11 protein-coding genes and 1 pseudogene are annotated in these 10,772 nt (G+C 59.6%); 6 read left to right on the top strand and 6 right to left on the bottom strand.

Features of this window, described 5'->3' with window-relative positions; translation table 11 throughout:
- Nucleotides 1-287: 287 nt before the first annotated feature.
- On the top strand, nt 288-470 hold the full coding sequence (locus tag CXY75_RS00430) for a carboxymuconolactone decarboxylase family protein (protein WP_104080924.1): 183 nt from the start codon (nt 288-290) through the stop codon (nt 468-470).
- Nucleotides 471-1,206: 736 nt separating this feature from the next.
- The gene (locus CXY75_RS00425; protein ID WP_104080923.1) at nt 1,207-1,635 is read left to right on the top strand and encodes a PRC-barrel domain-containing protein; all 429 of its coding nucleotides are present in this window, start codon (nt 1,207-1,209) and stop codon (nt 1,633-1,635) included.
- Nucleotides 1,636-1,711: 76 nt separating this feature from the next.
- On the opposite strand, the gene CXY75_RS19605 is transcribed toward CXY75_RS00425, so the two are convergent.
- Entirely contained in the window at nt 1,712-2,008 is a 297-nt protein-coding gene (locus CXY75_RS19605; protein ID WP_158251070.1) for a hypothetical protein, read from the bottom strand.
- A 206-nt stretch (nt 2,009-2,214) separates the two neighbouring features.
- On the opposite strand from CXY75_RS19605, the gene CXY75_RS00415 reads away from it, so the two are divergent.
- Entirely contained in the window at nt 2,215-2,886 is a 672-nt protein-coding gene (locus CXY75_RS00415; RefSeq protein WP_104080922.1) for an isochorismatase family protein, read from the top strand.
- Between the two features lie 612 nt (nt 2,887-3,498).
- Here CXY75_RS00415 and CXY75_RS00410 read toward each other — a convergent pair.
- A complete protein-coding gene (locus tag CXY75_RS00410; protein ID WP_104080921.1) occupies nt 3,499-4,248 on the bottom strand; it encodes an ATP-binding protein in 750 nt (249 codons plus the stop codon).
- Nucleotides 4,245-4,955 carry a hypothetical protein gene (locus CXY75_RS00405; protein ID WP_104080920.1) on the bottom strand — a complete coding sequence of 237 codons (711 nt, stop codon included), beginning with the start codon at nt 4,953-4,955 and terminating at the stop codon, nt 4,245-4,247. Before CXY75_RS00405 ends, CXY75_RS00410 begins: the two co-directional genes overlap by 4 nt.
- A 258-nt stretch (nt 4,956-5,213) precedes the next feature.
- On the opposite strand from CXY75_RS00405, the gene CXY75_RS00400 reads away from it, so the two are divergent.
- Genes CXY75_RS00400 through CXY75_RS00390 form a run of 3 tightly spaced genes read left to right on the top strand, consistent with a single transcriptional unit; the run spans nt 5,214 to nt 8,435 of the window.
- On the top strand, nt 5,214-6,458 hold the full coding sequence (locus CXY75_RS00400; protein ID WP_104080919.1) for a tyrosine-type recombinase/integrase: 1,245 nt from the start codon (nt 5,214-5,216) through the stop codon (nt 6,456-6,458).
- Nucleotides 6,455-7,429 (top strand): tyrosine-type recombinase/integrase, encoded by a 975-nt coding sequence (locus CXY75_RS00395; protein ID WP_104080918.1) that lies wholly within the window; start codon nt 6,455-6,457, stop codon nt 7,427-7,429. Before CXY75_RS00400 ends, CXY75_RS00395 begins: the two co-directional genes overlap by 4 nt.
- Entirely contained in the window at nt 7,416-8,435 is a 1,020-nt protein-coding gene (locus CXY75_RS00390) for a tyrosine-type recombinase/integrase (RefSeq protein ID WP_104080917.1), read from the top strand. Before CXY75_RS00395 ends, CXY75_RS00390 begins: the two co-directional genes overlap by 14 nt.
- A 24-nt stretch (nt 8,436-8,459) precedes the next feature.
- Here the strand turns inward: CXY75_RS00390 and istA are convergent.
- The 3 genes and pseudogenes from istA to CXY75_RS00375 form a co-directional block, all read right to left on the bottom strand.
- Nucleotides 8,460-9,275: pseudogene (istA, locus tag CXY75_RS00385) on the bottom strand (IS21 family transposase); the annotation flags it as partial.
- Between the two features lie 49 nt (nt 9,276-9,324).
- Entirely contained in the window at nt 9,325-9,867 is a 543-nt protein-coding gene (locus CXY75_RS00380) for a DNA-3-methyladenine glycosylase (protein WP_104080915.1), read from the bottom strand.
- A 258-nt stretch (nt 9,868-10,125) separates the two neighbouring features.
- The coding region (locus tag CXY75_RS00375; protein WP_304481703.1) for a proton-conducting transporter membrane subunit at nt 10,126-10,772 on the bottom strand (647 nt) is incomplete at its 5' end.

Genomic DNA, 10,772 nt, shown 5'->3' with positions numbered 1-10,772 from the left:
GGGGACGTAACGATCAGTTCTTCCCTGAGGCAGGCGCGCGAGCCTACCTCGATGATCTTCCCTCCGCTGAACTGCACCTGCTCGACACCGGGCACTTCGCCTTGGATGAGCAGCTGGACACCATTGCGCATCTGATCGAGGACTTCATCGAGCGACACACTCCCTAGGAGCCACTCGAAGCACACGCACCGCAAAAACAGACAGACAATGACATTCGAGTAACGCGTTTTCGTCCCCGACGTCGGTCCTGAGGCCGGTACACCGATGTCCCCTTCCCCGAAAAGTAAATCCACGCGGGAAGTCTGGGTGAACCTCTGTTGGCGCTCGTGAAAATTCGTGCTTCGCAGATCAACGGATGTGCGTACTGCCTGGACATGCACGGGCGTGAAGCCCGAGCGGTATTGATCGCCAGCTTCACAGGCTCGTCTTTGTACTCAGGAGTGAACTCTCTGCGTGTGTTTCCCATGTGAAAATTCACTCGTGTGAGGTGCCCAGTCAACGGGGGTAAGGCTAGTACGCGCTGCATCTGTGGATAACTTTTGTCGCGGTGCTCCTCACTGCATCCGACCTCGGGCTCTCATTTTTTTCCAGGCATGCCGGGACAGGCCGCGACTCACAACGAGAACCAGAGTTTTGTGACAGGCAGGCAAACACAATTTACTCGCAGCCGATGCGGCGTCGACTAATGCGGTTGCGCAGCGAGTCGGCCACAAGATGGGGAGCCGATCCTGTATAAAACAGGCTGCTGCTTGGTATATGAGCCGGGATATCGAGGACACGCGTTGCTGAATAGACATCAGGAATGCATATCCACCAACCGTTTCAAGACCGTGCCTAAGTGGAGGTTTCAAATAAAGCAACAAAAAGATCCACGCAGAGATTTTCTATCGTTCAATGCGGCTCCTTGACCAAGTGGACCCGAAGTCATATTCTTAAATTAAGGCTCCACCCTCAGCAGCGCACTATGTAAGAACTGTTCTGAGGGGTTATTGAGTGATAAATTTTCCGCCGACTCTAAAATGAGCGACCATGTGGCCACCATTCATCAAGACAGCTAGCCGTCGACTGGAAAAAGACTGAGATCCTCGGCTGCTTGTCTGAGACTCGTCTAGACAGCATCGACAAGAGACCCCCGATGCGTAACCGTCTTTCCTGGACGTTTCCTTGTAATTCTCACTCTCACAACCGATTGAAAGGACTTGAATTATGACATCTGCAGAGCGCAGCAAGCTTGTCCGGCTACAGGACACCCATATGACCATCGCCGCGACGGATTCCGACATCCGGGGATACCGAGTTCTCGACAAGGACGGCAATAACCTCGGGAAAGTGGACGCTCTTCTGATCGACGAGCAGGAAGAGAAAGTGCGATTCTTTGAAGTCGCCACGGGCGGTTTCCTGGGAATGGGCAAAGATAAGTCTTTCATTCCTGTCGACGCGATCACCAATATCGGCGATAAAGACGTCCACCTGAACCTATTGACCGACACTGTGGCTGGATCGCCGCCCTATGATCCCGATCTCGTTGACGACAGCGACTTTTTTTATGAAACTTATGGTTATTACGGGTTCTTGCCCTATTGGGGAATGGGATATGTCTACCCGCCCTACCCGTACTACCCCGGCCGGTACTAATCCTGAATCCACCGGTCGGCGTGGGGGAGGTTATACGGGGCACGTTCTGACGCCTCAGATGAGACTCTGGCGGGGTTCAATGACCGCGTTCGGCGATTAAAAGTTGCTCTGGACATTCCAGATCGCGGGCAACCGTTGTTGCTGTCTCTCCACCGTCGATGAGTCGACGGGCGTTGCGGATTTCGAGGAGAGGGAAATTGTGCAGCTCTTGATGGCCATTGCTGCGATCAACGTGTGGAACCGTCTGGCGGTCAGCACTCACCAGAGCCTTCCACCGCAAACGGCCTAACAATCGTGCTGCTTGCACGATCGATGAAATGGGCGGCGGCATCGCGGTTGGCTCTACCGCCAGCGCTGTGGCGGAACTGTTCATCGGCTAGGAGAGGTTGTCCTTCGTACCCGTTCGGGCCTTTCGGGGCAGTCCCGCCACTGGACGGCCTGGTGAAGATGTCATCGAGGATGGCGCAGCCTGGATGGGCGGCGGACGAATCCGCTGGTGCAGATCGGTCGTACCTCTGAGCTGTCAGCTCAGTGAGCGTGCCGCCTTATTGCTCGTGACCTTGATGAAGGAGAATGTTTATGTTGTTTGATACATCCACCACAGCACTCGTGCTGACGGACCCACAAAACGATTTTCTCAGCCCCACCGGTGCGACTTGGGAACTGGTCGGTAAGAGCGTAGAAGAGAATAACACCGTCGAGCACATTGAGCAGCTGCTCGTGAGTGCCAAGGCCTCTGGGTATGAAGTTTTCGTATCTCCGCATTATTATTTCCCCCACGATCACCAGTGGGAATTCGGCGGAACCTTGGAAAAGATGATGCACAAGATCGGCATGTTCGATCGGCCGGGGCCCTTGGATCTTGACGGATTTTCTGGCTCAGGAGCTGACTGGCTAGAACGCTACAAACCGTTCCTGCAAGACGGCAAGACGGTAGTGTGTAGCCCGCACAAGATCTACGGACCCGAGCAGAACGACCTCGTGCTCCAGCTGCGTAAACGCGGAATTAGCAAGGTTGTGCTCGCAGGAATGTCAGCAAACCTGTGCATCGAAAGCCACCTACGTGAACTGTTGGAACAGGGATTTGACGTGGCCGTCGTTGCCGACGCGACCGCCGCTGCACAGCACCCTGAACTCGGCGACGGGTATGCGGCCGCCCTGACCAACTTCAACTACATCGCCGGGGTAGTGCTTACCACCGAGCGAGCAATAGAAATGTTGGAATCCGCCGTATCCGTGGGAGACCTGTGATCCGCGGTTCGGTGACGCTACCACTGGTCCTCACCGAGTCCTCCATTTAAGGCGATCTGCGAGCGGTTTTCATCAACGCTTGCTGAAGAAAAGTCCTGACTCAGCTATACACAAAAGCTGATGGTCATTCTGAGTGTCGTCGAACGGAATGTGCAGCAGTCATCGGGAACGATGGACCGACTGATGCGCCACGTGTGCTGTCGGTCGTGTTATTTGACGACGGCCACGGATCGGATGGTGACGCCCTCGAATTGGTGAAATTGCCACAATTTGTTTTGAGGTCATGGTTATGGACGGCCTGGTTTGTATGTTGAAACGGATGACGCATCAGCTAACCAGTAATGCCAAGGAAAGTTTGTTGAATCGCCGCCGGGCCCGCTGACGCCAATGCGGAGGCCAGCTCGGTGGGGTAGGACTAGTTCGTCATCAGGAACGAAAAATTTCCTTTGACCACTAAAAAGACCATCACCGTCGTTGGCTAGGGTTGCCCCAAAGCTTTGTGAGTATTTGAGGCTTTGAGCACCACCCAATCGTGCGGTTCAGCACCATGGAACGTGCGAGAGAGTGCCAGTGGCGGTGTGGTTGGGAACCACTGACGCCCTCCGTACTGGATTAGACGCTGGTCAGCGCGGTGTGTTCCCTCATGTTGTAGGTGCCGGTCTCAACCCAGACCGTGTTGTGGATGATCCGGTCCATAATCGCGTCCGCGTGAACGCCGGAGCCGAGGCGCTGGTGCCAGTCCTTCTGCGAATACTGCGTGCAGAACACCGTCGACGTTTCGCCATAGCGGCGCTCCATCAACTCCAGCAACATGCCGCGCATTGATTCCGTCGGCCGGTCCAGCAACCACTCGTCAACAACGAGCAACGTGAATGCGGCGTATTTGCGGAGGAACTTGCCGGACCCGCCTAGCCTGTCTTGCGCGGCGACCCAGGCTTCTTCGAGGTCGGGCATGCGGACATAGTGGGCGCGGATGCGATGCTCGCAGGCGCGTTTAGCGATCGCGCAGCCCAGATACGACTTCCCCGACCCGGTGAACCCCTGGAAGACGACGTTCTGCTGCCGGGCGACGAAGGAGCAGGTGCCGAGCTGGGTCAGCAGCTGGCGGTTGAGGCTGCGTTCGTCGAGCAGATCGATGCGGCGCAGGTCAGCGTTCGGGTAACGCAGCCCCGCCCGACGGATCAAACCCTCCACTTTGGAGTGCGTGAAGGTGGAATAGGCGTCGTCGACGACCAGGCGCACTCGCTCTTCAAACGGCATGCCGATGGTGAGGGTTTCGTCCTGACTGTCGATCGCTTCCAGGAGCTCGCCGGCGTTCATTTCGCGGAGCTTGCGTTTGGTCTCCCCGTCCAGCCGGCTCATCGGGTGCCGCCGGCGTAGTAGGCGCTGCCGCGGACATATCCGCCGCCATCAGCCTCAGACCGATCGGGGACGTTCCCCGTTTTGTCTTGCCCGGTGTCGAGGATCGGCCGCAGGTGCGCATACCGCGGGGAGCGGATCGGCCCCCGCAACGCCAGCTCGCAGGCCGCCTCCACTCGGGTCGGGGAGAACCGGCGCGACAGGCGCACCACCGCCAACGCTGGGTCGTAGCCGGCCTCCTCGATCGAGGCGGCTTCGAAGATCTTGCCGATCACCGTCACCGTGGCCGGGCCCATCCGAGCGGCCCAGTCGTCGATCCGGACCCGGTCCCAGGCCTGCCAACTGCGCCCCTCGGGCAGGTCAGCATCGTTGGTCTGATACTGATTCGTCGTGATGGCCGGCAGCAGCAGATGACTAGTGAGACGCTCATCGTTCCGATAGACCTCCAGCATCGTGTCCGTGACGCGAAGGTCCACGGAGCCGCCGATGTGGCCGAAGGGGACGGAGTAGAAGTTCTTCGCCCAGACCAGGTGAGCGTTCTTATTCACCTTGCGTTTGTAGGACCACGTGCTGATCTCGAACGGGGCCGCTGGCAGCGGCTGCATCAGCGGCTTCTCCTCCGCGGTGAACACGCTCAGCCGAGATCCGTCGCGTTTCTGAAACGGCTGCCGGTTGTAAGCATCGATCTGCTCCGCGATCCGAATCCGCAACTGCGGCAGGGACGTGAACTGCTCCTGTCTGAGGCCAGCGATGACCCAGGTCGCGACATGGGAAACGGTGTTCTCGACGCTCGCCTTGTCTTTCTTATCCCGAATTCGGGATAAGCGCGACTATCCCGAGGATTCTGTTATCCCGAGTATCGGCCGCGATGCCTTTGCGGTCGCGGCCTGAAGGCTGATTTCCTCGGGATAATCGCGGCCCGCCTACGCTGGCTCATCTCTTTCGATTTCACTGGAGGTGAGCCGGAGATGAGTGTTTCTATACAGGAGTTGATTGCGCAGGCGGATGGTGCGGTGAGTGGGCTGCAGCATGCGCCGTCGACGACGATGCAGTACCGGTGGGCGTGGTCCCAATTCAAGCGATTCTGTTCCCGCGACGGTATCGAGGAGTTCTCCGAGGAGGCGGTCGCCGCGTTTATTGAATTCGTTGCGGCGGAGCATCGGGCCGGCCGATACAAGGAGTGGAAACGCAGGCTCCTGCGCAAGGCCGCCTTGGTGCTGTCGGAGGTGGCGCGGACTGGGTCCTACGAATGGCGGCTGTCTCGTCAGAAGCATCCCAATGACGCGCTAAACGGTGCTTTCCGTCCGGTCCAGGAACAGTTTGAGCAATGGTTGCAGGACCAGTCGTTGGCCGGCATGACCCAGAATTTGTATGCCACGGTGTCCCGCACCGCGTTGGCGTGGTTGCCCGAACGCGGCGTGGCTGATGTTCGGGCGCTGTCCAGGATAGACGTGTCGGCGATGGTGGTGTTTCTCGGTAGTCGGTATCAGCCGGGAAGTATGAGGACGGTGGTCTCGGCGCTGCGCGTGTTGTGTCGTTTCTGGGAGGAATCCGGCTACGGCGCCGGACTCTCGCAGGCGGTCCCGGCTCAGAGGGTGCGGCGTGTCCGCTCGGTGGGAGTTGTCTCTGCCGACGGTATCGACGCGTTAGTGAACGCCGTGGTTGTCTCCACACCAATGGGTTTAAGGGACAGGGCGCTATTAATACTGGGCGCAAGGACGGGTCTGCGGCCGGTGGACATGGCAGGGTCACGGTTGCGCGATATCGATTGGTCGCAGGCACGAATCACTCTGACCCAGCACAAAACCGGGGCGACGGTGACGTTGCCGTTGCTGGCCGAGGTTGGTGAGGCGATCGCGGATTACCTGCTGCACGGCAGACCCGCTGGTGGTGAGGATGACCACGTGTTTCTGCGCTCCCAGGCCCCTTATGTTGGCTTGGCCCCGGCCGACAGTTTGTATTGGGTGGCCTCGCGGGCCTTTGCTCGCTCCGGCATTGTCACCCAGAACGGCACGGGTCGCGGCTTCCGGGTATTGCGGGCCTCGTTCGCTACCCGGCTGCTGGCAGACGGCACACCACTGCCGGTAATCTCCGGCGTGATCGGGCACCGGAGCATCACGTCAGCGAAACACTATCTGTCCGCCGATGAAATCCACATGCGAGCGTGTTGTCTCGACTTCGTCGGCATCGAGCCGAAAGGAACACGGTCGTGAGCGGCTTTGTCAGCGGCCTCGCCGCTCCGCTGCAGTCGCTGCTCGAGGTCAAGCACGCGATCGGGTTGCCCTACGTGAACTCCGAGTCGCATCTGCGCCGCTTCGACAAGATGTGTGCTGAGACTTACCCGGGCGAGGTGTCGCTGACGAAGGAGATGGCCATGGCATGGGCTGTCGCCCGGCCTGCTGAGCATGTCAACGGGCAGATGCGGCGGACCACCCCGATCCGGCAACTGGCCAAACACATGGGCGCCCTCGGTCTGGCCGCCTTCGTCATTCCGTCGGGGATCCCTGGCAAACAAATCCGGTACCGCCCGCACATTTACTCTCACGCGCAGCTGCGGTCCCTTTTCAACGCCGCCGACAACCTCCAAACCACCCGTTATGGCGGCAGGCGGGAAGTGATTATCCCGGTGATCTTCCGCATAATTTACTGCCTGGGACTTCGGCCGAGCGAAGCTCGGACGTTGCGTTGCAACGACGTCGACCTGGTTCGCGGCACCGTCAGTATCCGGCAGTCCAAAGGGCACAAGGACCGCATCGTCTATATGTCATCGGACCTGCACGAATATTGCCGAACCTATGACGCGACGATCAGCGCCCACTATCCGGATCGGATGCCGTTCTTCCCGAACCGTTACGGAAACTTCTATAGCCAGTGCACGATCGACTATTGGTTCCAGCAGCTGTTGGCCGCTGCCGCCCCGCACATCGTGTCCAGCGCCGGTTCTCCGCCGCGCGTTTACGACCTCCGCCACGCCCACGTCGTCGAAAACATCAACCGGTGGGTGTTCGCCGGAAAAGATCCGGAAGCGTTGGTCGCTTACCTGAGCCTGCACCTCGGGCACGCTAACACGGAGGACACCTGGTACTACTTTCACCTCGCCGCGGACTTCCACGTCGACCTGCGCCGGATCGCCAACACCAGTATCGAATCTGATCTTTTGGAGGCCTCCGATGGCCTCCGATGAGTTCTTCGGCCTGGTGCGTTCTTGGCTGACCATCCACCTGCCCCGGTCGCGCCAGCTCAGCCCCCACACGATCCGCTCCTACAAAACCGCCTTGAACGCACTGCTCGACTATCTTCGCCAGTCGCAGCACCTCGCCCTGGCCGAGGTCAGCTTCGAGGTAATCAACCGCTCCACCATCACCGCCTTTCTCACCTGGCTGCTGGACGGCCAGCATCTTGGTGCCTCGTCCGCCAATCAGCGCCTGGCGGCGATAAAGTCGTTCCTGTCGTATTGCGCCGGCGAGGATCCCGCTCTGGTATCGATCTGGCTCGGCGTCACTCAGGTCAGACCCGCCCGCACATCAACGCGAGCACCGGACGGGCTGAGCATGCCCTCTGTCGACGCGCTCATCCGCGCCCCCGGTCAGGACACCAGTCGCGGCCGCCGGGACACGACCCTCATCCTGCTCACCTTCGACGCCGCAGCTCGGATTCAGGAAATCTTGGACCTGTCCCCAGCCGATATCGACACCACGATCGGCGCCGCTCGGGTGACGCTCACCGGCAAAGGACGCAAAAGTAGAACCGTTCCCCTGATGGACAAAACCGCACGGCATCTCGACCAATACTTGAGCGAGTTCCACCCCAGCACCACGGACACCGCAGGCAAGGTGTTCTTCACTGTCCGGGCAGGTCGCCGCCACCAGATGAGCCAGGACAACATCACCTACCTACTCAACAAACACGCCACCGCAGCACGACACCAGTGTCCAGAGCTCCCGGAGAAGATCCATGCCCACCAGCTTCGGCACGCCCGCGCCATGCAGATGCTGCGCGCCGGAGTTCCGCTTCCCCACATCAAGGAGTTCCTCGGTCACGCGAATATCGCGACCACGAGCGTCTACGCGTCGGCCGATAACCGGATGGTCCGCGAAGCAATCCAGAAAGCAGGCAGCGCAACACCCGACCTCGCGCCGCTCTGGACGGGAGGCGACGACCTCATGCTGCAGCTCGCTGGGCTGAAGTAATTATCCCGAGGAAGTGGGCGCTCAGGCCGCGACCGCAACGGCATCGCGGCCGATACTCGGGATAACAGAATCCTCAGGATAGTCTTTAGGCGCCCGGACACGTCCCGGCAACACCGCTGCCGAATAGTGCGCCGCCATCTCCCGGTAGGCGTCGTTGAGAACAACCTCGCCCTCGCGCGGGTGGGAAATCACCCCGGTCTTCAAGTTGTCCGGCACCAGACGTGGCACGCTCCCGCCAAAGAAAGCGAACATCGCCGTGTGGGCGCGCAGCCACGACTCCTGCCGCATATCCAACGTGGCTTCCACGAACGCATACCGGCTAAACGGCAGACACGCGACGAACAAATACACCTTCGAGATTTCACCCGTCGTCGGATCCAACAGCTGCATCGTCGGCCCCGACCAGTCGACCTCGATGCTGCGGCCGGCCTTGTGGCCAACGCGGGACGACGCACCAGTCACGGCGGCGTAGTCACCATAGAGCCGGCAGAACCGGTCGTAACTCATCACGGCCTGCCCGGCACGAGAAGACGCGTCGACATACTCTTGGTGCAAAAGCTTCAACGTCACTCCCACCCGGGCCAGCTCGGTGTGCACCCGGGGCCAGTCCGGCTGCGCAAAGACACTCTCCCGGACCCCGCGGCCAGGAAACAACGCCGCATAGACCTCGGCCTCGGACATCTCCGCGACATCGTTCCAACCGAAACCCAGCCGGTCCGCCGCATCAAGGACTGCCTGAATGCTGTGCCGGGATATCCCGTGAGCAGACTCAATCGCTCGTCGCGACAAACTTTGATTACGTAGCTGCAACACCAGCTTCGCTTTGATCTTCCGTACCATTACCAGTACTCCTTCCACCACGTGGCCATCACATGGTGGAAGGATCCCTTCAGGTGGTGCTCAACCACGCCGGTAGTGGTGCTGAACAGCGCGCATCACGAATCTGAACAGTGGCGCTCACCCGCACCACCGGTGGAGCCCACAGAAGCCAATATTCACTTTGGGCAACGCAGCCTGGGCTCCGCGCCAAACCACTTTCTCGGCGAGGAACTTTTCGAGGTTTGCTTTCTTGCCTGATTCGGTCGATGTCGTTTCTTGCCAGCACGTTTCCTGCCCTGATGAGACAACCGTATGGTCGGCCTGAGTGCCCGGCAACGATGTTCAGTGCGTGGTGCGTCCCATAAGTGAAGTAGCAGTAAAGGTATCCGGCAGGACCGAACATTGTTTTATTCCGATTCGTGTTACCACGATAGGTGTGTGCGCCGGGGTCGCGTTCACTCGCATATGCCTCGACCTCGGTAATTTGAATGGCTACCGTGCCATCGTCATCGGTGCGTTGCAGGATGCAACCGAGAACTTCCGGTGCGATATCGAGCACCTCACTCGCAAAAAATCCGCGGTCTGCCAGATGAAATCCAGTCAACACGGTCATTTAGTGAGCGTGTCCATTCCCGGCAGCAACGCTTGAACGAGACGCTGAGAGCATCTCGGAAGCTGATTTGCTCGAAACGTCGCACGAAATATATTCCGAATGCGTGCCGCAAGCTCTATCGCGGCACGAGATGGTGGCTTCGTGTTATCGAATGGGCGTAGATGTGCGTCGCGTTGGCTCGCGCGAGATGGCGTCTTCACTGAAAAATGTTCTTTGACAAGGAACACTTTCTGGAGTCGATGCGTGAGCGCGGCTCATTCAGTGAGAGAGGGGAGTGTTGGCGATGGACAGGATGCCGCCGGCGACGATGCCGAGAATAAGTATGGATGTTGCCCCCGTGATGGCGGAGCGGGCTGCCCAGCGGCGTCGTACACGTGCTGCGGCAGTGGCAGGTGACGAGGTCGGCGGGGAAAACGGAGGCACAGGAGCGCGGGAAAACATTGGTGCCAGCCAGCGCAGGTAATAGAACAGGCTTGCCACGCTATTGATCACGGCGATGATCACGAGCCAGACGAGGCCTCCGTCCCAGGCGGCGGCGAGTGTGGTGAGTTTGCCGATGAACACGATGGTCGGGGGTGTTCCGACGAGGCCGAGCAGGCTCACGATGAGGGTACCGGCGAGCCAGGGGTGGGTTCTGGCCGCACCGCGATAGTCGGTGATGGTGCGGCGAGTGGGCAGTGCCGCTACCACGGCGAAGGCGGTGAGGTTGGTGGCGGCGTAGCCGGCGAGATAGAGCAGCAGTGATGGCAGGGCGAGGTCACTGCGCCCGGCGACTGCGATCGGCAGCAGGAGGTAGCCGACTTGGCTGACGGTTGACCAGCCGAGCAGCCGGCGAACGTCGTCTTGCCAGAATGCGGCCAGGTTTCCAAGCGTCATGCTGGCAGCGGCGAGAACCCCGACTAATA

Source organism: Cryobacterium sp. Y11, assembly GCF_002929535.1.
Classification (GTDB): domain Bacteria; phylum Actinomycetota; class Actinomycetes; order Actinomycetales; family Microbacteriaceae; genus Cryobacterium.
This window is presented reverse-complemented; position numbering and strand designations above follow the sequence as displayed.

Excerpts from the sequence above, each read along its gene's own strand:
- CXY75_RS00415 (WP_104080922.1), top strand. The coding sequence starts at position 2,215 with ATGTTGTTTGATACATCCACCACAGCACTCGTGCTGACGGACCCACAA.
- CXY75_RS00380 (WP_104080915.1), bottom strand. The coding sequence starts at position 9,867 with ATGACCGTGTTGACTGGATTTCATCTGGCAGACCGCGGATTTTTTGCG.
- CXY75_RS00400 (WP_104080919.1), top strand. The coding sequence starts at position 5,214 with ATGAGTGTTTCTATACAGGAGTTGATTGCGCAGGCGGATGGTGCGGTG.
- CXY75_RS19605 (WP_158251070.1), bottom strand. The coding sequence starts at position 2,008 with ATGAACAGTTCCGCCACAGCGCTGGCGGTAGAGCCAACCGCGATGCCG.
- CXY75_RS00390 (WP_104080917.1), top strand. The coding sequence starts at position 7,416 with ATGGCCTCCGATGAGTTCTTCGGCCTGGTGCGTTCTTGGCTGACCATC.
- CXY75_RS00425 (WP_104080923.1), top strand. The coding sequence starts at position 1,207 with ATGACATCTGCAGAGCGCAGCAAGCTTGTCCGGCTACAGGACACCCAT.
- CXY75_RS00410 (WP_104080921.1), bottom strand. The coding sequence starts at position 4,248 with ATGAGCCGGCTGGACGGGGAGACCAAACGCAAGCTCCGCGAAATGAAC.